Source organism: Picosynechococcus sp. PCC 11901 (assembly GCF_005577135.1).
GTDB lineage: Bacteria > Cyanobacteriota > Cyanobacteriia > Cyanobacteriales > MRBY01 > MRBY01.
On record NZ_CP040360.1, the window covers coordinates 1 to 20,714 of the forward strand.

General features: G+C 52.1%; 20 protein-coding genes and 1 pseudogene. 16 read left to right on the forward strand and 5 right to left on the reverse strand.

Annotated elements, in window-relative coordinates:
• Nucleotides 1–378 (forward strand): hypothetical protein, encoded by a 378-nt coding sequence (locus tag FEK30_RS01170; protein ID WP_138071278.1) that lies wholly within the window; start codon nt 1–3, stop codon nt 376–378.
• Here FEK30_RS01170 and FEK30_RS01175 read toward each other — a convergent pair.
• The gene (locus tag FEK30_RS01175) at nt 375–1,010 is read right to left on the reverse strand and encodes a hypothetical protein (protein ID WP_138071280.1); all 636 of its coding nucleotides are present in this window, start codon (nt 1,008–1,010) and stop codon (nt 375–377) included. The genes FEK30_RS01170 and FEK30_RS01175 overlap by 4 nt on opposite strands.
• A 75-nt stretch (nt 1,011–1,085) precedes the next feature.
• On the reverse strand, nt 1,086–2,045 hold the full coding sequence (locus tag FEK30_RS01180; protein ID WP_138071282.1) for a Gfo/Idh/MocA family protein: 960 nt from the start codon (nt 2,043–2,045) through the stop codon (nt 1,086–1,088).
• Between the two features lie 116 nt (nt 2,046–2,161).
• On the opposite strand from FEK30_RS01180, the gene FEK30_RS01185 reads away from it, so the two are divergent.
• Together FEK30_RS01185 and petF1 are read left to right on the forward strand one after the other, a co-directional pair.
• A complete protein-coding gene (locus FEK30_RS01185; RefSeq protein ID WP_138071284.1) occupies nt 2,162–2,455 on the forward strand; it encodes a ferredoxin in 294 nt (97 codons plus the stop codon).
• A 363-nt stretch (nt 2,456–2,818) separates the two neighbouring features.
• Complete coding sequence (petF1, locus tag FEK30_RS01190; RefSeq protein WP_012307922.1) at nt 2,819–3,112, forward strand: ferredoxin PetF1; 294 nt, start codon at nt 2,819–2,821, stop codon at nt 3,110–3,112.
• A 160-nt stretch (nt 3,113–3,272) separates the two neighbouring features.
• Here petF1 and FEK30_RS01195 read toward each other — a convergent pair whose 3' ends face one another.
• The gene (locus FEK30_RS01195; RefSeq protein ID WP_138071286.1) at nt 3,273–4,925 is read right to left on the reverse strand and encodes an NAD(P)H-quinone oxidoreductase subunit 4; all 1,653 of its coding nucleotides are present in this window, start codon (nt 4,923–4,925) and stop codon (nt 3,273–3,275) included.
• 394 nt (nt 4,926–5,319) lie between these two features.
• On the opposite strand from FEK30_RS01195, the gene serS reads away from it, so the two are divergent.
• From serS to FEK30_RS01220, 5 genes are all read left to right on the forward strand, one after another.
• Nucleotides 5,320–6,603, forward strand: coding sequence for a serine--tRNA ligase (gene serS / locus FEK30_RS01200; RefSeq protein WP_138071288.1), 1,284 nt, complete (start codon nt 5,320–5,322; stop codon nt 6,601–6,603).
• A 14-nt stretch (nt 6,604–6,617) separates the two neighbouring features.
• Nucleotides 6,618–7,298 (forward strand): urease accessory protein UreF, encoded by a 681-nt coding sequence (locus FEK30_RS01205; protein ID WP_315862726.1) that lies wholly within the window; start codon nt 6,618–6,620, stop codon nt 7,296–7,298.
• Nucleotides 7,299–7,353: 55 nt separating this feature from the next.
• Nucleotides 7,354–8,148 carry a type 1 glutamine amidotransferase gene (locus FEK30_RS01210; protein WP_138073710.1) on the forward strand — a complete coding sequence of 265 codons (795 nt, stop codon included), beginning with the start codon at nt 7,354–7,356 and terminating at the stop codon, nt 8,146–8,148.
• A gap of 113 nt (nt 8,149–8,261) precedes the next feature.
• The gene (locus tag FEK30_RS01215) at nt 8,262–8,822 is read left to right on the forward strand and encodes a hypothetical protein (protein WP_255447913.1); all 561 of its coding nucleotides are present in this window, start codon (nt 8,262–8,264) and stop codon (nt 8,820–8,822) included.
• A gap of 40 nt (nt 8,823–8,862) precedes the next feature.
• A complete protein-coding gene (locus tag FEK30_RS01220) occupies nt 8,863–10,020 on the forward strand; it encodes an aminotransferase class V-fold PLP-dependent enzyme (RefSeq protein ID WP_138071295.1) in 1,158 nt (385 codons plus the stop codon).
• A gap of 15 nt (nt 10,021–10,035) precedes the next feature.
• Here the strand turns inward: FEK30_RS01220 and FEK30_RS01225 are convergent.
• A pseudogene (locus FEK30_RS01225) lies at nt 10,036–10,620 on the reverse strand (penicillin-binding transpeptidase domain-containing protein); the annotation flags it as partial.
• A gap of 152 nt (nt 10,621–10,772) precedes the next feature.
• On the opposite strand from FEK30_RS01225, the gene FEK30_RS01230 reads away from it, so the two are divergent.
• The 5 genes from FEK30_RS01230 to FEK30_RS01250 all read left to right on the forward strand — a co-directional run bounded on the left by FEK30_RS01230 (nt 10,773) and on the right by FEK30_RS01250 (nt 15,647).
• A complete protein-coding gene (locus tag FEK30_RS01230; protein WP_062435601.1) occupies nt 10,773–11,291 on the forward strand; it encodes a hypothetical protein in 519 nt (172 codons plus the stop codon).
• A 9-nt stretch (nt 11,292–11,300) separates the two neighbouring features.
• Complete coding sequence (locus FEK30_RS01235) at nt 11,301–11,723, forward strand: YraN family protein (RefSeq protein ID WP_138071297.1); 423 nt, start codon at nt 11,301–11,303, stop codon at nt 11,721–11,723.
• 48 nt (nt 11,724–11,771) lie between these two features.
• Nucleotides 11,772–13,262 carry a BCD family MFS transporter gene (locus FEK30_RS01240; RefSeq protein WP_138071299.1) on the forward strand — a complete coding sequence of 497 codons (1,491 nt, stop codon included), beginning with the start codon at nt 11,772–11,774 and terminating at the stop codon, nt 13,260–13,262.
• 66 nt (nt 13,263–13,328) lie between these two features.
• Complete coding sequence (locus FEK30_RS01245; RefSeq protein ID WP_138071301.1) at nt 13,329–14,258, forward strand: UDP-glucuronic acid decarboxylase family protein; 930 nt, start codon at nt 13,329–13,331, stop codon at nt 14,256–14,258.
• A gap of 39 nt (nt 14,259–14,297) precedes the next feature.
• Nucleotides 14,298–15,647: a UDP-glucose dehydrogenase family protein gene (locus tag FEK30_RS01250; RefSeq protein ID WP_138071303.1), complete on the forward strand. Its 1,350-nt coding sequence runs from the start codon at nt 14,298–14,300 to the stop codon at nt 15,645–15,647.
• Nucleotides 15,648–15,659: 12 nt separating this feature from the next.
• On the opposite strand, the gene sbcD is transcribed toward FEK30_RS01250, so the two are convergent.
• Nucleotides 15,660–16,886, reverse strand: a complete 1,227-nt coding sequence (gene sbcD / locus FEK30_RS01255) for an exonuclease subunit SbcD (protein ID WP_138071305.1) — start codon at nt 16,884–16,886, stop codon at nt 15,660–15,662.
• Between sbcD and FEK30_RS01260 the strand changes: the two genes are divergently transcribed.
• Genes FEK30_RS01260 through FEK30_RS01270 form a run of 3 tightly spaced genes read left to right on the forward strand, consistent with a single transcriptional unit; the run spans nt 16,854 to nt 20,657 of the window.
• Nucleotides 16,854–18,437 (forward strand): peptidoglycan-binding protein, encoded by a 1,584-nt coding sequence (locus tag FEK30_RS01260; RefSeq protein ID WP_168191103.1) that lies wholly within the window; start codon nt 16,854–16,856, stop codon nt 18,435–18,437. The genes sbcD and FEK30_RS01260 overlap by 33 nt on opposite strands.
• Nucleotides 18,434–19,276 (forward strand): type I methionyl aminopeptidase, encoded by an 843-nt coding sequence (gene map / locus FEK30_RS01265; protein ID WP_138071309.1) that lies wholly within the window; start codon nt 18,434–18,436, stop codon nt 19,274–19,276. Before FEK30_RS01260 ends, map begins: the two co-directional genes overlap by 4 nt.
• A gap of 58 nt (nt 19,277–19,334) precedes the next feature.
• The gene (locus tag FEK30_RS01270) at nt 19,335–20,657 is read left to right on the forward strand and encodes a DUF3370 domain-containing protein (protein WP_138071311.1); all 1,323 of its coding nucleotides are present in this window, start codon (nt 19,335–19,337) and stop codon (nt 20,655–20,657) included.
• The last annotated feature ends 57 nt before the right edge of the window (nt 20,658–20,714 follow it).

Genomic DNA, 20,714 nt, shown 5'->3' on the forward strand with positions numbered 1-20,714 from the left:
ATGACGACTTTTCACCCAGAAACCCAAATCACCAAGCCTTCTCCCCTCTCGAAAACCAAATTTCTTTCCATTGGCATCTCCGCCCACGGCACCATTGCGATTGGTATCTCTGCCCACGGGATCGTTGCGATTGGGGTCGCGACCCACGGCATTATTTCCCTAGGAGTTGTGGCGATGGGGGTGATCTCCTGTGGCCTGGTTTCCATGGGAGCCTTGAGTGTGGGGGCCGTTTCCATGGGGCTTTATTCCTTTGGGCGGCAAAATATGACCCTCAACCAACCTCACCAGCACAGTTTACCGAGCGAAAATTCAACCATGCCCACCGCTGCACCGCTGGCAGAACCCGACCATGATCACAGCCACGACCACAGCCATTAGGGACTATTTTTGCGGTTAGCTTTCAGGGCAATAATTTCTTCGCAACTCACCCGCTTCAGGTTCATATCCCGGCCATTGCTAAATACATTGCGATTCAACGTCCAGGTTTCCTGGGAGTTTTGCACATCGTTTTCAATGTTGGTGACAACGGCGGCACTTAGGGTTTCTGTGTCCAAGACCCCGGCAATTCTCTGGTTATAGGAAGTGTAATAGCCTGCTTCATCGTTGGTAATCGTCGCTTCGATAGTGCCGCTGACATCGTTTGTGGGTTCCACGAGCAGTTCGGCGATCGCCTGGATGGTTTGCTCTTCGGTGCGGTAGCAATAGGCCCCGGCCTCTAGGGTCGTTTTATTGGTGATCTTGGGGGCGGCACTGTCGGCGGGCGCATTTTGGATCGGCTCCCCCTGCACCACCAGATTATCTTTGGGGGGGCTATTGTTATTTTTCGCGTTAGGAACTTGGGGCGCATTTTCTACGGGGATTTCTTCCGTGGGCAGGGGTTGAGACTCAGGGACAACGGCCTCCTCTGGGGAATTTTCACCACCACCACAACTACTCAGCAGCATCAAAGTCAGCAGCAGAACTGGCCCCCAAAATTTTGTCCTGTGTTGGGCAGAGAACAACGCAACCATAATTTTCCCCAGGGTAAATCGTGACTCTATTTTATCGAGCGGCATGGGCCGAGAGCGGCGAAGTCGGGGAAATATTTAGGTTTGGCCTAGGGCAGCCCGTTGGATTTGGGCGGCCACCTGGAGAGCATATAAACTTTGTTCCGGCTGAATGTAGAGGGGTTTGCCTGTGGTTAAATGATCCAGCACTGCCACTGTATCCTGCAAGAAAACGCCACGCCGACTGCCCGCATCGAGGTTTGTCTGGCGATCGCCTTGGCTTAGGGTGCCTTGGTTGCCGTTGAATTCTAAAGTGCCTTTTTCGCCATAGAGACTAAAACGGCGATCGCCTTTGGGGATCAAGACTCCTTTACCGTAGGTGAGGTGGGCAATCACACCACTCTGAAACTTCAGTTGCGCCGTACAGAGGCAATTTTGGTAGTAGCCGGGCAACTCTGCTGGGAGAAATTGGGCTGCCCCGGTGACTGTTTCGACCGTGCCAAAAAGATCCAGCAATCGGTTCACCCGTGACAGGGCCGCCACAAACGGAAAACCATAATCTTCGTAGTGATATGTCCAGTGGGGTAGGGTTTTCGCTTTGGGAGCAAGGGTAATGTAATGGCCATAGGCGATCGCGCCCAGTTCCGGTAGGGTTCGGCGAATCGTTTGGTGCAGTCCCCCTAACAGTTCAATATGCTCCACATGGAGGAGTCGTTTTTTCGCCTGGGCCAGTTGAATCAATTCAGCCGCTTCGGTGGGATCGAGGGACAAAGGATATTCCACCACTACGTGTTTCCCCGCTTCGAGGGCCGCCCGCACCACTGCCCCATGGCGTCGGTTGACCGTACACACGACGATTAAATCGAGATCGTCCCGCTGGATGAGGTTTTCCCAGGAGGCGATCGCCGCTAAATCATAGTTACTAGCGAACTGCTCCCGTGCCGTTTGCCATTGACCCGCCACGGCCATTAGTTCTGCCCGTCCATCCCGTAAAAAGGCCTCTGCCCGCCGTTTAGCTGCGTAACCAGTACCGACAATGCCCACTCGAAATTTTGCCATCGCCTAACGCTTTTTCCTCAAACTGCTGTGTGCTTGCTGGGGCAGGTATTTTCCCGGAGCCCCCAAACGGGTTTAATGGAAACTGAAAACCCTAGTTGCAAAATTACATTACCGCAATGGCAAGTTACGAAGTTACTCTGAAAACCCCCGAAGGTGAATATACCGTCAGCGTTCCCGATGATATGTATATCCTCGACGAAGCCGAAAACCAAGGGATCGATATTCCCCATTCCTGTCGGGCCGGGGCTTGTTCTAGTTGTGCCGGGAAACTGATTTCGGGCACCGTTGACCAGAGTGATCAAAATTTCCTCAGCCCTGAACAGGTGGCCGCAGGTTATGTGCTCACTTGCATCGCTTACCCCACATCTAACTGTGTGATCGAGACTCACAAAGAAGAAGATCTCTACTAATTGGGCGATCCAGCGGCGATCGCATAAGTATTCCTGATGCAGTTTTAAAGGAAGATGACAAGGGGCGATAACCACATTCCATGACTTAGGTCGCTGAAGCACTCGGATTTGCAAGCTATAGGGATTCTTCTATTGCCCTAGTTTTGTTGCTCCAAAAAACATAAGCCAGTCTTATATAAAGTGTGTGGGCTAACTTCATTCCTAATGCGACATTCGTTCTCTTTTGTTTTCCTTTATCATCAGAAAATGATCCATCAATTTCAGAAGGCATTTAGTGGGTTGCCCAAGGCTTAGGCCCAAGCACGCTCTCGAATGGCCGGATGAAATCCTTGTAAACACCCTGTTACACCAGAGGAAACACTAATGGCTACATATAAGGTTACACTCATCACTCCCGACGGCGAAGTATCCTACGACGCTCCCGATGATGAATACATTCTAGACTCCGCCGGTGATGCTGGTTATGACCTTCCTGCATCCTGCCGTGCCGGTGCTTGCTCCACCTGTGCTGGTAAGATCGTTTCCGGTACTGTTGACCAATCCGAACAGTCCTTCCTCGATGATGATCAAATTGAAGCAGGTTACGTTCTGACCTGTATTGCTTATCCTCAATCTGATGTCACCATCGAAACTAACAAAGAGGAAGAACTCTACTAGAATTTCTCGGCCCACCTTGGGCAATTAGATAAATAGAACATTTAGAGGTGTTTCCCTTGGGAAGCGCTTCTATTTTTTTGCGCCTCGGGTTCAAGCACAAAAAAATCCCTGACGGATCGGGGACTTAGGGATATTACTTCATTGAAAACTGCACACAGATTTAGCGCAGGGGGCTTAATTTTGGGGCTTGTAAAGCGGCGATGGGTTCGCTGGGTTGTTTGGTGATCGCCTGGGCCTGACGCACGCTGGTATTGAGGGTTTGGGTTTTTGCATCGTACATTTGCATCAGCAGTTTCGGATAGAGTCCCACGCCGATAATCAAAACAGTAAAACAAGTGGCGATAAAGATTTCCCGGGGCCGCGCATCTTCATAAATGGCATTGCTCGGTAATACGCAGTCATTCCCAAAACACACGGGGGCATTCCCGGCGATCGCCACATTGGTCGGTTGACCGAGATCGCAACTGAGATCCATCTCGCAGGTATAGAACATTTCCCGGAGCATCGAGAGCAGATAAATGGGCGTGAGGATTACGCCGACGGCGGCAAGGAAAACCGTAATTGTACGGAAGGTTGCACTGTAGGTATCGCTGGTGGCGAGGCCCACAAATACCGAGAGTTCCCCCACAAAACCACTCATGCCCGGTAGTGCCAGGGAAGCCAAAGCCCCCACCGTAAACATCGCAAAAACCTTGGGCATAACCTGACCGAGGCCCCCCACTTCCGCGAGGACCATCGTCTTTGTGCGATCATAGGTCACCCCAGCGAGGAAAAAGAGCACCGACGCAATCAGGCCGTGGGAGAGCATTTGCAGCATCGCCCCATTGATCCCTAGATCCGTAAAGGAGGCAATGCCAATCAGGACAAATCCCATGTGGGACACAGAGGAGTAGGCGAGGCGACGTTTCATGTTGGTCTGGCCAAAGGAACTAAACGCGCCATAAACAATATTGACCACCCCCAAAATCACCAACAGGGGCGCAAACCGCACGTGGGCATCGGGCAACAGTTCCATATTGAAGCGCATGAGACCGTAGCCCCCCATCTTCAGCAGGACGCCAGCCAGGAGCATGGAAACGGGAGAGGAAGCTTCGCCATGGGCATCGGGCAACCAGGTGTGGAGGGGAAAAATCGCTAACTTCACGCCAAAGGAAACTAACAGCCCAGCATAGAGCCACATTTGTAATCCCAGAGGATAATCCTGTTGGGCGATCGCCTCCAGGTCAAAATTCGGGCCACCGGGAAGATTTAAGCTCAGGGCCAGGGCCGCAACGAGAATGAAAATAGAAGCTGCGGCTGTGTAGAGGAGAAACTTCATCGCTGCATAACGACGGCGTTTTCCACCCCAAATACAAACGAGGAGATACACAGGGATCAGTTCGATCTCCCACATTAGGAAGAATAAAAATAAATCCTTGGCGACAAATACCCCAATCTGCGCCGAATAGAGCAGCAGCATCAACGCATAAAAAAGCCGGGGGCGTTGATTAACTTGCCAGGCCGAAAACATCGCGAGGGTCGTCACAAAACCAGCGAGGAGAACAAGGGGCGCGGAAATTCCATCTACCGCCACGCTCCACTGAATTCCCAAGGACGGCAGCCAACGATAACTTTCTGCCAATTGAAACTCCGTCGCCTGGGGATCGAAATGTTGCCAAAAGGCAAAACACATCAGCGCAAAATCGACTAAACCGACGATTAGGGCGTACCAACGTACAGTTTTTCCTTCTTTATCAGGAAGCAACGGGATCAATAGGGTCGAAAGAGCTGGCAGGGCAATGATTGCCGTCAACCATGGGAAATCTGGTGCCATGAGTTGTTCGCTTCTATATGTAGAAATGTTTAGAATCCCAGCATCATACCAAAGAGGTGTGCTTTCTCCGCAAAATGTCGCAATCCCCTTGCCCAAATCCTCCCTTGAGGGAGGTGGTCGAAGACCGGAGGGTGCCATTCTCCCCTCGTAGGGGAGTTAGAGGGGTGTTCTCAGTCAACCCACCCGTAGCCCCTCCCAGGAGGGGATAATTGGCCGGTGCACTGGAAAGTTCTAAAAATCCTCCCTAGAGGGAGGTGCCGAAGGCGGAGGGTGACTATTCCGTTAGGGGAGCTAGAGGGGTGTCCCTAGAGACAGTACCAAGCAGAATTCGATTGATTATTACTAGCCCATCATGAATAATGTTGGGTGATTCAACCGCAGCAAAGCAAAGTCCGTGCTAGACATTAAACTCCTCCGCGAAAATCCGACCCTTGTCCAAGAACGCCTCGATGCCCGTAAAGCGGGAGAATACGATATTCAACCAATTCTTGATCTAGATATTCAACAACGCACCCTCGAAGGCGATCGCAGCCAACTCCAGGCCCGCAGCAATGAGATCGGTAAACTCATCGGCCAAAAGATTAAAGGCGGTGCCGATCCCAAAGGCGAAGAAATTGCCACCCTCAAAGCGGAGGGGAATGAAATAAAACAAAAGCTCGCCGACCTCGAACCCCAGGAAAAAGAACTCAAAGCCCAAATTTACAATCTGCTGTTAGCGCTGCCGAATCTGCCGGATCAAAGCACCCCCGTGGGCACCAATGAAACTGAAAATGTCGAAGTGCGCCGCTGGGGAGAAGAACATAAGCCCACCAATGAAAACATCTTGCCCCACTGGGAAATTGGTGAACAGCTTGGCATTCTCGAATTTGCCCGCTCCGTAAAAGTTGCCCAAAGTCGCTTTGTGAGCCTCGTCGGTGCAGGAGCAGCCCTAGAACGGGCTTTGATCAACTTCATGTTAGATCAGCAAATTGCGGCGGGCTATGTGGAAGTAATGCCCCCGGTGTTGATCAATAGTGACTCCCTTACTGGAACAGGACAACTGCCAAAATTTGCCGAGGAAAGTTTCCGCTGTGCTGACGATGATCTCTGGCTAACTCCCACTGCTGAGGTGCCCGTCACAAATCTCTACCGCGATGAAATCCTCGAAGCGGAAAATTTGCCCATTTACCATTGTGCCTACACCCCTTGTTTTCGGCGGGAAGCGGGTAGTTATGGCAAAGACACCCGTGGGCTAATTCGGCTGCATCAGTTTAATAAAGTCGAACTTGTAAAATTTGTTCATCCTGAAACCTCGGCGGCAGAACACGAAAAACTCGTCGCCAATGCCGAAGCGATTCTCCAAGCCCTCAAGCTGCCCTATCGCGTTCTCGAACTCTGTAGTGGCGATCTCGGTTTCAGTGCCGGGAAATGCTATGACCTGGAAGTGTGGCTTCCCTCCGCAGACACCTACCGGGAAATTTCTAGTTGTTCTAATTTCTATGATTTCCAAGCGCGACGGGCGGGGATTCGCTTTAAGGAAGCAGGGAAAAAAGGCACTCAGTTTGTCCATACCCTCAACGGTTCTGGGTTGGCGATCGGTCGCACCATGGCGGCAATCCTCGAAAATTATCAACAACCGAACGGAACGGTGGCTGTACCGGAGGTGCTGCGGCCCTACCTTAAGCGTGATTTTCTCTAGTCCATACGAGGTCACTGGTGCAACAACTGATTCTCTGGCAACTGATTAATTCAAACTTTCCCCTTGGAGCTTATAACTATTCGGAGGGTTTGGAATATTTGGTAGAGTCGGCTGGATGTTCTGAGATAGGAAGCTTTCAGGATTGGTTGGGGTTGCACCTGCGTTATGGTTCGATCCGCGCTGAAGTGAGCGTTGTGCTGCGGATTGTACAGGCGATCGCCGCTGATGATTTGACCCAATTGCAGTATTGGAATAGTTGGTTGAATGGGACGCGGGAAACCAAGGAACTCCGGCAACAAAGTATCCAGATGGGCAATAGTTTGTTGAAACTGTTGGGAGATTTAGACGAAAACAAACGACCGCAGCTAGGGGCTTGCCGGGAGCAGATCGGCAAAAGCTGCCATTATGCGATCGCCTTTGGGATTGCTGTGGCTCTTTGGGACATTGAGCCGCACCAGGCCGTTTTAGGTTATCTCCATAGCTGGCTGAGTAACTTGGTGAGTGCGGGGGTAAAGTTGATTCCCCTCGGACAAACCCAAGGCCAACGGATCATCTACCAGTTACAACCCCTAATCACCGAGATCGCAGAGACTTTGGTGACGCAAAAAGAGATGGATCTTTATGCCTGTACCTGGGGTTTAAGTTTGGCGAGTATGAACCATGAAACCCAATACACTCGCCTTTTTCGGAGTTGACCCCCAGGGGTTAAGATAAGGGGCATTCTTTTTTTCGGTGAATGGCTCAATGACGATGCACCTCAAGCTCGGCTGGCTCTACCCCACCCTCATGGGCACCTATGGCGATCGCGGCAATGTGATTTGCCTAGAAAAACGAGCCCAATGGCGACAGATTACCGTTGAAGTGATCCCCCTCGATAAAGAAGCGCCCCTAAACGTTTGGGAAGAGGTAGATCTGATTGTGGGCGGCGGCGCCCAAGACCGCCAGCAGGAAATTGTCATGCGGGATCTCCAGGGGGCCAAGGCCGAACAATTAAAAGCCCTCATCGAAGATCAAGTGCCAGGCGTCTTCACCTGCGGCTCACCACAACTACTCGGTAAATATTATGAACCCGCCCTCGGCCAACGCATTGAAGGTCTCGGCATTTTAGATCTTGTCAGCAAACATCCAGGCTTTGGGGCAAAACGTTGCATCGGGAATGTCGCCTTTGAAATCACGGCCGAACCCCTCGCCACAGAATTAAAGGCCAAACTCGGCGATCGCCCCATTGCCATCGGCTTTGAAAACCACGGTGGGCGTACCTACTTAGGAGAGGTGCAACCCCTAGGCAAAGTCCTCAAGGGCTACGGTAATAACGGCGAAGATGGTTGGGAAGGGGCATTCTACCAAAAGGCGATCGCCACCTATGCCCACGGGCCACTGCTACCGAAAAATCCATTTCTAGCCGATTGGCTCCTCGAAAAAGCCCTGGAACGGAAGTACAACACCGAAATTCACCTTGATCCCCTCGACGATCAACTGGCCCACCAAGCACGCCAGACCATGTTCCAGCGCCTCACATTGTCTGTATCGAGCAGCCCCATTTAAGCAACCCCGTTTAAACTTAGCAAGTAGACCCTTCTCACCAGCACTGCCTGACAAAACCAATGGAGAAAGATGCGAAAAGCCCCTTGATCCTGATCATTCCCTGCACCCTGTTAATGACTGTATTTTTCAGTGTTTGGACGATCTGTGTGGTGGCGATCGCCTGTGTGGTGGCCTGGTATCTCTGGCAACAGTACCGCTGGCAGCAACTCTCAATCACCCTCACCCCCGATTTCCGTCGCCTGATCGAAGCCAACCAAGGGAAAATTACCGTAGCCGACTTAACCCTTGCTACGGGCTTATCGGGGAATGATGTCCGTTGGTTTCTCGAACGCAAAGCAAAGGAGTACGCCGCCCAAGCTGTGGTTTACCAAAAAACAGGCATTGTTTATTATTTTTTGACCAGCAGTGCCCTGGGCAGTATGTTCAATGGCAGTGATCCCGAAATCCCAGAGCCAGACCCCCAGGAACCCACGCCTCCAACACCTTTGGCTTCAAAATCACCGCCAGCACCGATGATTCAAACGGAACTCGCGAAACGTTTTTCCGTACATCCCAGCACCCTCCGTAAACGCCGGGGCCGTGATAATTTTGCCGAATGGAGTCAGGCTAAAGATCCCGATAATATTCCCTGGCGCTACGATCCCAATACCCGTCAGTTTTCGCCCCAGCAATAACCCTGTTCATTTTTACCCCCATAATTTCATTCATTCTCCCATGCCCGATCTGCACCAACATCGCCAACAGTTTCCTGCCCTCGCCCACAAAACTTACTTTAACTACGGTGGCCAGGGGCCGTTACCCCAGTCGAGCCTTAATGCCATCCTCGACAGTTATCACCAGGGCGATCGCCAAGGGCCTTTTTCCCTCGCCCAGGGTCAATGGGAAACGGGCATCATTCAAGAATTGCGGGGGGCGATCGCCGCTGAACTCCAAGCTCAACCCCAAAATATTGCCCTCACCGAAAATGTAACCGCTGGCTGCAACATTGCCCTCTGGGGAATCAACTGGCAACCGGGGGACGAAATCCTCCTCGGTGATTGTGAGCATCCAGGCATTGTCGGCATTGTCCAGGAGATTGCGGCCCGCTTCGACGTGAAGATTCGCATTTGTCCCCTCTTTGACACCCTCAATGGGGGTGATCCCACGGCGGCGATCGCCCAACATTTAACCCCCCCAACTCGCCTCTTGGTGATCAGCCATCTTTTTTGGAATACAGGCCAGATATTGCCTTTAAAGGAAATTTGTACCCTCTGCCATGGCCAAAATACCCTGGTGCTGGTGGACGCGGCCCAATCCTTCGGGATGCTACCCCTTGATTTGCCAGCCTTGGGGGTCGATTTCTATGCCTTTACGGGTCATAAGTGGTGGTGCGGCCCGGCTGGGGTCGGCGGACTTTATATTTCCACCGAGGCGATCGCCCAGCATCGACCGACCTTTATTGGCTGGCGGGGGGTAACCCAGTGGGAGACAACAACTGAAGTGGCCCTCGCCCAGGATGCCCGCCGTTATGAAGTCGCAACTTCCGCTTATCCTCTCTACGTTGGCTTAATGGAGGCGATCCGCTTCCATCAACAATGGGGTGATACGGCCAGCCGTTATCAACAAATCTGTGATCGCAGTGCCTACTGTTGGGAAAAACTCAACGCGATCCCCCAGGTGCAATGTCTCAAGGCTACGCCACCCGCTTCGGGGTTAGTCTCCTTTCAAGTCGATACCGCCCAAAGCCACAGTGATATTGTCAAAGCCCTCGAAGCCCAGGGGTTTTGTCTCCGGACGATCCGCTTCCCGGACTGTATCCGCGCCTGTACCCATTACTTCACCACCCCCGCAGACATCGACCAATTGGCGATCGCCTTTTCCGAAATAAGGTAATTCATTGGCATAGAGACGGCGCAAAAAGTCCACTTGACCTTGGGGGGTGATTTGTAATGTGCCATTCAGCCAAAACTGATCAATATTCTCTGGAGTGCCAATGGTTTGATTGCCATAGGCGATCGCCTCGATCCACTGTTTCATCCGGTCATGGCCCGTCCGCCGTGCGAGGACTTGGTAAAACCACACCGCCGAATGTTTAAAGGCTTCCTTGAGATTCAGATCCCGATTCCACACCGGTAATTCCCGCGTAATCCCATCCCAGGTGAGTAACGCCAGCTCATTGGGGATTACCCCCGTTTCGAGGGCAATCAAGGAATTGGGAATTTTAAAAGTTGACGCGACCGGAAAAGCGGTGCGGTTGCGGTGGGCATTGTACTGAAAAGTCCGGTTGGCTTTCAGATCGTAGATTAGGATCGACCCCTCGACTTCCAGGGCTTGGAAATGCTGCTGGAAATCAACCGTCTCCGATACTGTGGTAAGGGACAGGGGCGCTGCTGCCAATCCTGGTGAATCGCTAGACAGGGTGTATATCCCCATGAAGGATAAGGAAGTTCCTATCAGAAATGCTACGGTTCGAAAGGGGATCAAGGCAGGCATAATTGCACAGGGTAATCGCTTATCACTTCATCCTAGGGCCAGAGAGTTACGTTGAATTTGGTTTCATGCCTTGTTTGTCGATGTTCCCAAAGAATCATTCAAGGCGATCGCCTACAATCAAACTTTGAAGATTCCATTGGTTTGTCGTTGCTATGAATTATCTGATCGCCGTATTCCCAGACCGTATGACCGCCGAAGAAGCCTATACCCAACTGGAAAAAGCTAAAGTTCCCACCAAAAATCTAGCTATTGTTGGTCAAGGCTACCAAACCGCCGATGAATTTGGCTTTATCGATCCCTCTAAGCAGGGGCGCAAGCGAGCAAAATTGATGGCCTATTGGCTAATCCCCTTCGGCTTCTTTGGGGGTTTTGTCTTCGATTACATTACGGGGTTAGATACCTTCGCCTGGGCTGGCACACCGGGTAATCATATTGTCGGGGGTCTCGCTGGAGCTGTTGGCGGGGCCATGGGGAGCTATTTCGTCGGCACAACCGTTGGTTTGGCGGTGGGGAGTGGCGATGCCCTACCCTATCGCAATCGCCTCAATGCAGGGAAATACCTCGTGATTTATAAATATGAGTTGAACAAATACCGCGATTTGGTGACCCGGCTTCTCCAGGAACAAAATCCGGAAAATCTCCAGGGCTATTCAGAATCTGGAGGGATGTAAGCATTTGCCATGGCCGACACCCCTTCACCCGAAAAATTAGCGGCCCTTGCCGTTGGTGAGCAGGGAGAGCTTTTTGTAGAGCAGCACCTCGAAAGCCAAGGTTGGCAAATTGTCGCCAGCCGTTGGCGCTGTCGTTGGGGAGAATTGGATCTGGTGGCGTTCCATGCCCAGACAAAAATTCTCGCTTTTGTAGAGGTAAAAACCCGACAACAGCGCAGTTTAGACCATCAAGGCTTACTGGCGATCACCCCCAGCAAACAACGCAAAACCGTCCGGGCGGCGATGCAATTTTTAAGTAAATTTCCCCAATATGAAACCTACGGTTGTCGCTTTGATGTGGCCCTTGTTACCCATAGCAAAACTGCAACCTTTCCCCAGGGTTTCCGCCTAGCTACTTACTTGGAAGGGGCATTCGAGGCCGATGCGTCCTAGAATGTAGGGTGTTTTCCGTGATTCTTAAAGCCCTGTGGCGATCGCCCCATGACCACTTCTGAACTTAGCTCTACCTCCGCGCAAAATTTACCCACTGTTGGCCCCTTTACCATGTTTCGCCTGGGACTTTTTAATCTGGGCTTGGGTTTGATGGCAGTGTTGACCCTGGCGGTACTCAACCGGGTGATGATTAGTGAGCTGGATATTCCGGCGACGGTGACGGCAGGGGCTTTGGCGGTACCACAATTTATGGCCCCCGCGCGGGTCTGGTTCGGGCAACTGTCCGACAGCAAAAAGATTTTTAAGCTCCACCGCAGTGGCTATGTCTGGATTGGGACGGTGTTGTTCGGTTCGGCAATCTTTGTGGCGGTACAAATCGTCTGGCAGTTGGCCCTAGCGGTACGAGAAAATGGCGGCTGGGCCTGGTCTGGAGAGATGTTGCTGTGGGCGATCGCCCTGGGGGCAGTGCTCGGTTTCTATGGCCTGGCCCTCAGCTCTACGTCCACCCCCTTTACGGCATTGTTAGTGGATATTTCCGATGAAAATAATCGCTCAAAAATTGTGGCGGTGGTCTGGTCGATGTTGTTGCTGGGGGTTGTGATTGGCGGGATCAGTGGCAGTATTTTCCTCGATCAGGTACAACAGGCCGGGGTCATCCTGGGGGCCAATGCCGGAGCAATCATCACCCAAGGGGAAAAGCTCCTGAATACGCCCATCGAAAGTTTACAGGGGCCAATTAATTCTCTCTTTCTAGTCGTGCCGGCGATCGCCTTTGGTTTGGGGCTACTCGGTATCCTTGGGATCGAACGCAAATATTCTCGCTTTAGTCGACGGACTGCCCCCACAACGCGGGAAGACCAAATCACCTTTCGGGATTCTATTAAAGTCGTCCGTAGCAGTCCACAAACAGCCATTTTCTTTAGCTTTCTGGTAACTTTTACAATCAGCCTATTTATGCAAGAAGCAGTGCTGGAACCCTATGGCGGTGAAGTGTTTGGGATGTCCATCGGCGAAAGTACCCTGCTCAATTCCTACTGGGGGATCGGTGTTCTCGTGGGCTATAGCGTGACCGGATTTTTGGTGGTGCCGCGCCTGGGGAAAAAAAATACTGCCCGTTTAGGTTGTTTGCTCACAGCGGCTTGTTTCTTTTTAATTATTTTGGCAGGGTTCACCCAACAGCCCCAGATCCTGAGATATGCCCTCGTCCTCTTTGGGATAGCCACGGGGATCGGCACCATTGGCGCGATTAGTTTAATGCTTGATCTCACTGCCGCCGAAACCGCTGGTACTTTCATTGGCACCTGGGCGCTGGCCCAAGCGATGTCCCGGGCGATCGCCACTTTAATGGGGGGAGTCGTGTTAGATATTGGACGGGCAATTTTTCAAACCCCCCTCTTGGCCTACAGTTCTGTTTTTGTGCTCCAAGCCGTGGGGATGTTCAGTGCCATTTTTATTCTCAATAACGTGAATATCCGCGAATTCAAAGAAAATACCAGGCAGGCGATCGCCACGATCCTCGAAGGAGAACTAGATGGCTAGACAAAGTGTCTATCTCTCGCTACCGTTAGGAAAACCATCTGAACAGTCATCGTTCCAGAACTAACCATGCGAATTCTAGTGACCGGCGGCGCAGGGTTCATCGGCTCCCATCTCATTGATCGCCTGATGACCGAAGGCCATGAAGTCATTTGCCTCGATAACTTTTACACAGGCCGCAAGCATAACCTGTTGCAGTGGATTGGCAACCCCTACTTTGAAATGGTGCGCCACGACATCACCGAACCGATCCGCCTCGAAGTGGATCAGGTTTATCATCTCGCTTGTCCTGCCTCACCGATCCATTACCAGTTCAACGCCATCAAAACCGTTAAAACCAATGTCATGGGCACCCTAAATATGCTGGGGTTAGCCAAACGGGTCAAAGCGAGAATTCTGTTGGCGTCCACCTCAGAAGTTTATGGCGATCCGGAAGTTCATCCCCAGCCCGAGACTTACCATGGCAATGTGAATCCAATTGGGGTTCGCTCCTGTTACGACGAGGGGAAGCGGATGGCGGAAACCCTGGCTTTTGATTACCACCGCTCTAATAATGTTGATATCCGTGTCGCCCGAATTTTTAATACCTATGGCCCCAATATGTTGCCGAATGATGGGCGGGTAGTGAGTAATTTTATCGTCCAAGCCTTGCAAGGCAAACCACTGACGGTCTATGGGGATGGTTCCCAAACCCGGAGTTTTTGCTACGTAAGTGATTTGGTCGAAGGTTTGATTCGTTTGATGAACCGAGACTTTATCGGCCCTGTCAATTTAGGGAATCCCGATGAGTACACGATTTTGGAGTTGGCCCAAACGATTCAGAATATGGTCAATCCTGATGTTGAGGTGGCCTTTGAGCCGCTGCCCCAGGATGATCCGCGTCAACGGCAACCGGACATTACCCGTGCTAAAACCTACTTGGATTGGCAGCCGACGGTGCCCCTCAAGGTGGGCTTAGAAAAAACGATCGCCTATTTCCGCGATCGCCTCGCAGAATAACTAACGGACAACAACACGAGAAATTCACTAGAAATTGCGATGAAAGTTTGTGTAATTGGAACGGGTTACGTGGGCTTGGTCACAGGGGTTTGCCTGGCGCACATGGGCCATGATGTCATCTGCATCGACAATAATGAGCAGAAAATCAAGCTCATGCAGGCGGGGCGATCGCCGATTTATGAACCCGGTCTAGCGGAACTGATGCAGCAGAAAATGGCCACCGGACGCTTGCAATTTAGTACAGACCTCAGTTTTGGTGTCAATCATGGGGAAATTCTGTTTATCGCTGTGGGTACCCCAGCCTTGCCAACGGGGGAAAGCGACACCCGCTATGTGGAGGCCGTGGCGAAGGGTATTGGTGAACATTTACCCGTCGATAGTTACAAAGTAATTGTTAACAAATCAACGGTTCCGATTGGTTCAGGGGACTGGGTGCGGATGATTGTCCTCGATGGAGTCAAACAGAAGCAAAACGGCCATACGGTGAAGTTTGATGTGGTCAGTAACCCCGAATTTCTCCGGGAAGGGTCAGCAATTTTCGATACTTTTAACCCCGATCGCATTGTTCTAGGTAGTAGCAACTCCAAGGCGATCGCCCTGATGAAACAGCTTTATGATCCCCTCATCCAAGGGCAATTTAGCGCGCCAGAACATCCCAAACCGATTCCGGTGGTGGAAACGGATCTCAATTCCGCCGAAATGATTAAATATGCCGCCAATGCTTTCCTCGCAACGAAAATTAGCTTTATTAACGAAGTGGCGAATGTGTGCGATCGCGTGGGGGCAGACATTCTCCAGGTGGCGCAGGGCATCGGCCTCGATAGTCGCATTGGTAATAAATTTCTCCAGGCAGGCTTGGGTTGGGGCGGTTCCTGTTTCCCGAAAGACGTGGCCGCTTTAGTACACACTGCCGAAGATTATGGCTACCAAGCGCAACTCCTCGAAGCGGCAGTGACGGTGAATAATCGGCAAAAATTAATCGTCGTCGAAAAACTCCAACAGGAATTGAAAATTCTTAAGGGGAAAACCATTGGTTTGTTGGGGTTAACCTTCAAGCCAGACACCGATGATATGCGCGATGCTCCATCCCTGAAGCTGATTGCAGAACTTAATCGTCTAGGAGCACGGGTAAAAGCCTACGATCCGATTGTGTCCCAAAACGGCATTGGCCACGGCCTATCAGGAGTAATTATCGAAGATAGCCCAGAAATGTTAGCAGATACCTGTGATGCTCTGGTTTTAGTCACGGACTGGCAAGAATTTTTGCACCTCGACTATGGACAGCTAGGCGATCGCCTCCAAAATCGGTTGATTATCGATGGCCGGAATTTCCTCGACCGAGACGCCCTCGAAACCCTGGGGTTCCGCTATGTGGGCATTGGCCATTAAGTGTTTTAAGTTTCAAGTTGAGGTTTGTGACATCAGTTCTGTGGCGGTTTCGCGCATAGCCAGGGCAATATCCTGCAAATCCTCGCGGTTCGTGAGGTAAGTATCTAGGGCATTCATCGGGTCGAGGGATTGACCAATGCCCAGTTCCGGCAGACGGGGCCGGGACAGTTGACTCACCAGTTCCGCTTGAATGGAAGCTTGGTGGGCGGCTTTGAGGGCTTTTCTGAGGGCACGTTGGTCGATGAGTTCTGTTTGTTCGGGACGAATTTTGTAGATGAGACGGACAACGGTATCGGTGATCGAAACCTGTGCAATTTCGTCGAGAATCGCGGTTTCGGGTTCATCAGCATCACTGACATCAATTTTGATCGTGCGGAACGCCCGGGCCGGGAGGGGCACAAATTCCCAATCCGCTTGACCTTTGCGGAGGTTGATTAAAACATAGCCCTTTGCTTCTTTTTCCTCGCTAAAATCAACCCGTTCAATGCTGCCAGGATAGATGATGGGGGGATCATTGCTGGGATTCAGGTTTTGGTGGCGGTGCACATGGCCGAGGGCTACATAATCGAGTTCGGAACGGTTCAAGAAGGCCACTGGAATATTAAAGCCTTTGCCCACAGCGAGGAAGCGCTCGGCCCCCAGGTTGGCGCGGTCGGCCATGAGATGACCCACCAGGATCGCGGGAATATCGGGATCGAGGCGACGAATTTCTGCTTCGAGGATTGGTTCGAGTTTCTGAAGGAGGATCTGGTGGATTTCGTTGAGGGTTTTGCCTTCGGTTTGTTGCCGGGTGAGGAGGGTGGCTTGGTTCAGCCAGGGCAGGGTAATGATTTGCAGGGGGCCTTTGGGCAGTTCGAGGGTGTGGGTGCGTAGGCGATCGCCCACGATAAAACCAGGCACCGCCAGGGTGCGATAGATATTTAAACTAGCGCCCCCATTGCCTTGGGAATATTGGTCATGGTTGCCGACGACGAGCACTGCCGGGATATTGTGGGCGACGAGGCGGCGAAATTGTCCCGCAAAGGCTTCGTGGATGTAAGGGGCGGGGGTGGCATCGGGGAAGGCATCCCCAGCAAAAATAACAAGGTCTACGGGGTCGGCGATCGCCCGGTCGATACAAAGCCCTAGGGTCTGCTCAAAATCTTCGAGGCGGGAATTGAGTCCGGTTTCTGGGTTCACCCGGCCATGGGAAAAACCGCTGCCCATATGGATATCGGCGAAGTGAAGAATTCTGAACATGGTGGCGGTGGTTTATTTTTTGATTTCTTACAATGGAAGGCGATCGCCCCTCCCATCACCCCCAATCATAATATGAAGCGTCACCGTGAGTCCGCCACCACTGTCTGTGAACGTCCCTCCCTCAAACGCCCCCGGCAACTGCAATGCCAGGCGATCGCCAATGATGATGTGGGTTATTTGCAAGCTTTTTTGCGGGCCGCCGGATTTTTACCCCGTTCAGCGGTGATTGACGGCATTTTTGGGCGCACCACGGAAGCGGCGGTGCGGTCATTTCAACGGGCGAATAAATTGCCGAAAACAGGCACCGTTGATCCCCGCACCTGGCAAACCATTGAACGTTACCAACAATTATTTTTAGCTTCTCCCGCGACGGCTGAACCTCCCTCCGAACAGGCCCCAGAAGCCACTTCCCTTTTACAACAAGATCGGCCCGAAAAGCTTCTGTTGCGCCGGGGGGCTGGCTTTGAAATTTCGCCCCAACAGCAGGCCGTATATTATCTGCAAAAATTGCTGCAACGGGGTCTATTTATCCCAGAAACGGCTAAGCTGGACGGAAAGTTTGGTCGGCAAACGGAAAATGGCGTGAAATTTTTTCAGGTGCGCCAAAAACTGGTGGCCGATGGCATTGTGGGGCTGTCCACCTGGGAAGCTTTGGAGAAATTCGTTTGGGATCAAGAGGCGATCGCCAAAAAATATGCTGATTTGCAACATTTTGCCACTGGGGACTTCCAAGCCAGTGACCGCAAATATCCCATCCTTCACTTGGGCGATGGTTTAGCGACGCCTCAACTCCACGCCTCGGTGCGCTATTTACAACGCTTGTTGCAGCGGCTGCTGTCCCTGGAGCATTTCCCCATTGATGGTCACTTTGGCCCCCAAACCGAACAGGCGGTTAAACGCTTTCAGATGATTGCAGAATTAACCATCGATGGCGTCGTTGGTGCTCAAACTTGGATGACGCTTTTGAATCAATGGGTGGAAGTTTATTTGCCCCTACGCCCCCTCAAAAGCTATGGCGATCGCCTGATTGCCTCCTTAGAAAATCATCCCCATCAGGATGCCGCCCGCAAAACGATCCCGATGCTTTTAGAAACCTGCCAACGCTGCGGGATCATCGAACCAACTCAAGTGGCTTATATTCTCGCTACGGCGGGCCATGCAGGCGATTTTGGTGCCAGTCTTGTGGAGCCGACCCCAGACCCAAACCTCGAAGGTCGCCGCGATTTGGGAAATATCCAACCGGGCGATGGACTGCGCTACCAGGGCCGGGGCTTCGTAAAAATTGCGGGTCGGTTAAACTATACCCGGTGGGGCGATCGCACCGGGGTTAACCTCGTCGATCACCCAGACTTTGCTGCCGAACCTCACCTCGCGGCGAGCATCCTCGTGCTGGGGCTACGCGACGGTTCGTTTACGGGCCAAAAATTAGACGATTACCTCAATGGCGATCGCCAAGATTTTTACCATGCCCGGCGCATTGTCGCGGATCTCGATCCCGCCGCCGCAATAATTGCCCAATCTGCCATTGATTTCCTCAAGGTACTCCATTGAAACAGTTACTCAACCTCCTCATTCCCGAACCCAAAAAAGCCCAAGTGGGCCTCCCCCGTCGCCGTAAAAAAAGCAAAGTCAAAATCAAAACCGCCGCTGAAATTGCGATTATGCGGCAATCGGCGCGGATTGTAGCCACCGTCCTTAAAGAAGTGAGTGAAATCATCAAGCCGGGGATGACGACCCTCGAAGTGGATACCTATGCCGAACAGCGGATTCGCGAAATGGGTGCGGCACCAAGCTTTAAAGGGTACTACGGTTTTCCCGGTTCGATCTGTATCTCGATCAACGATGAAGTTGTCCATGGCATTCCCCGAGGCGATAAACGCATCCACCAAGGGGATATCGTCAAAGTCGATACGGGGGCCTTCTTCAATGGCTACCATGGCGATTCTTGTATTACCGTCGGCGTTGGCAAAAAGATTAAACCAGAGGCCAAACGGCTGATGCAGGCGGCCGAAGAAGCGCTCTACAAAGGCATTGAGCAGGTAAAAGCAGGCAATACGCTCCTGGATATTGCCGGGGCCGTCGAAGACCATGTCCACAGCTACGGTTACCAGGTGGTGGAAGACTTTACAGGCCATGGGGTCGGCCAAGCGCTCCACGAGGAGCCATCGGTGTTTAATTTCCGTACCCGTGACCTGCCCAATGTCGTCCTAGAAGCGGGCATGGTGCTGGCGATCGAACCGATTGTCAATGCCAAAACCAAGGAAACCATTACCCTCAAAGATAAATGGACGGTGATTACCCCCGATAAGTCCCTGTCAGCCCAGTTTGAACATACGGTGCTGGTGACGGAAACGGGCTACGAAATCCTCACGGATCGCGATCTGGTGTAATTACCCAAAAAGCGAAAAAACTCAATACAATGGGCGGCAATGTGTGTGGAATGTTGGTATGTTTTTTCCCTTCTTTGTTGCCCAAGCGCCGCCCCCAGTTGAAATTGTCCGTCCCCAGGAAGTACGAGTTTTACCAGGGCAGTTAGACCAAATCCCTGTGTTTAATAGCAACAGCCCAGAAAAGGTGTTGGGGGAAGGAATTCTGCTGTCCACATTTCCCGCCACTGGCAAAACCCATCCAGATGCCCACCTAGATTTTTCTTTTTCAGGACGGTTTGATCTGTTTGCCCACCACGTCGCCCAGGGTTCCCCGGAGGATCTACGCAGTCTGCACATTGGGGCGATCGCCTACAATCCGAGCGATCAACCCGTTACCCTTTATTTTCTCAATGGAGCCAGCTATTTAAGTCAACCAGATGCCCCTTTTATTACCCTTGATCCCCAAGTGCCGAATCCGAGGGGGAATGTTTACGCTGGGCCGGGCAGTCGGGTAATGGATAATCTGCTGCGCCGTCGTCTCCAGGAACAGTTCCCGAAGCAGTTGACCATCGCCCCCCAGAGCTACCAGATGATTTTTGATCTACCGATTCCGGTGCGGGAATTGGAACCGCCCCTCAATGGCCGCTCGACCTACCTGGAGCTAACCAGCACTGGCCCCGTGTATGTGGCGAGTTTAGCCCTCTTTGAAAAACCCGATGGTCAAGGTGATTTCCGGCCTCCCACCCTGGCAGAATGGCAAGCGCTCTTAGAAACGGGAGAACTCTCTAGCCCCCGCGATCGCCCTCCCTCCGTTCCCGGTGCCCCAGGGGGATTAATCTATGGTCGGGTGGCTGGTGTTTCTGAAGGCAGCACTTGGAAAACCCAAATTTATGACAGTCCCACCTGGGATCTCACGATTCCCGCCCCAGGGGAAGCTTTTTCCTATGGCATTAGCAGCCTCGTCGGCGGCACCCATGGCACGGGCCAGATCCAAACGGCAGCAATGTTGCGCCGCTATCCTGATACCGCCTATGCTGCCCACGGCAACTATGGGGTGCTCTACGATTTGACGCTGCCCCTCCACAATCCCACCGAGGCAACCCAAACCGTGGCGATCGCCCTTGAAACACCCATCAAACAAGATGCCACCGACGAGGCTTTGCGATTTTTTGATCCCCTGCCGACGGCGACCTTTTTCCGGGGGCCAGTGCGGGTCAACTACAAAGATGATACGGGCCGTTTGCGTACCGATTATTTCCACCTTGTGCAAAAGCGTGGTCAAGCCGGGGAACCCCTCGTCACCTTGGAAATGCCCCCAGGCGATCGCCGTTTAGTGAATATCCAACTGCGCTATCCTCCTGATGCGACGCCACCTCAAGTTTTAACCGTTAAAACCCAATAAAAAAAGAACCATCGTCTTGATGATTCTCTTTGTTGAGCACTCAAATTGTGGTGTTAT

Coding starts and splice junctions, on each gene's coding strand:
- FEK30_RS01175 (WP_138071280.1), bottom strand. CDS start 1,010: ATGGTTGCGTTGTTCTCTGCCCAACACAGGACAAAATTTTGGGGGCCA.
- FEK30_RS01185 (WP_138071284.1), top strand. CDS start 2,162: ATGGCAAGTTACGAAGTTACTCTGAAAACCCCCGAAGGTGAATATACC.
- FEK30_RS01270 (WP_138071311.1), top strand. CDS start 19,335: ATGTTTTTTCCCTTCTTTGTTGCCCAAGCGCCGCCCCCAGTTGAAATT.
- sbcD (WP_138071305.1), bottom strand. CDS start 16,886: ATGTTCAGAATTCTTCACTTCGCCGATATCCATATGGGCAGCGGTTTT.
- FEK30_RS01260 (WP_168191103.1), top strand. CDS start 16,854: ATGGATATCGGCGAAGTGAAGAATTCTGAACATGGTGGCGGTGGTTTA.
- FEK30_RS01215 (WP_255447913.1), top strand. CDS start 8,262: ATGACTGTATTTTTCAGTGTTTGGACGATCTGTGTGGTGGCGATCGCC.
- petF1 (WP_012307922.1), top strand. CDS start 2,819: ATGGCTACATATAAGGTTACACTCATCACTCCCGACGGCGAAGTATCC.
- FEK30_RS01195 (WP_138071286.1), bottom strand. CDS start 4,925: ATGGCACCAGATTTCCCATGGTTGACGGCAATCATTGCCCTGCCAGCT.
- FEK30_RS01230 (WP_062435601.1), top strand. CDS start 10,773: ATGAATTATCTGATCGCCGTATTCCCAGACCGTATGACCGCCGAAGAA.
- FEK30_RS01170 (WP_138071278.1), top strand. CDS start 1: ATGACGACTTTTCACCCAGAAACCCAAATCACCAAGCCTTCTCCCCTC.
- FEK30_RS01210 (WP_138073710.1), top strand. CDS start 7,354: ATGCACCTCAAGCTCGGCTGGCTCTACCCCACCCTCATGGGCACCTAT.
- FEK30_RS01245 (WP_138071301.1), top strand. CDS start 13,329: ATGCGAATTCTAGTGACCGGCGGCGCAGGGTTCATCGGCTCCCATCTC.
- FEK30_RS01240 (WP_138071299.1), top strand. CDS start 11,772: ATGACCACTTCTGAACTTAGCTCTACCTCCGCGCAAAATTTACCCACT.
- FEK30_RS01220 (WP_138071295.1), top strand. CDS start 8,863: ATGCCCGATCTGCACCAACATCGCCAACAGTTTCCTGCCCTCGCCCAC.
- FEK30_RS01180 (WP_138071282.1), bottom strand. CDS start 2,045: ATGGCAAAATTTCGAGTGGGCATTGTCGGTACTGGTTACGCAGCTAAA.
- FEK30_RS01235 (WP_138071297.1), top strand. CDS start 11,301: ATGGCCGACACCCCTTCACCCGAAAAATTAGCGGCCCTTGCCGTTGGT.
- FEK30_RS01250 (WP_138071303.1), top strand. CDS start 14,298: ATGAAAGTTTGTGTAATTGGAACGGGTTACGTGGGCTTGGTCACAGGG.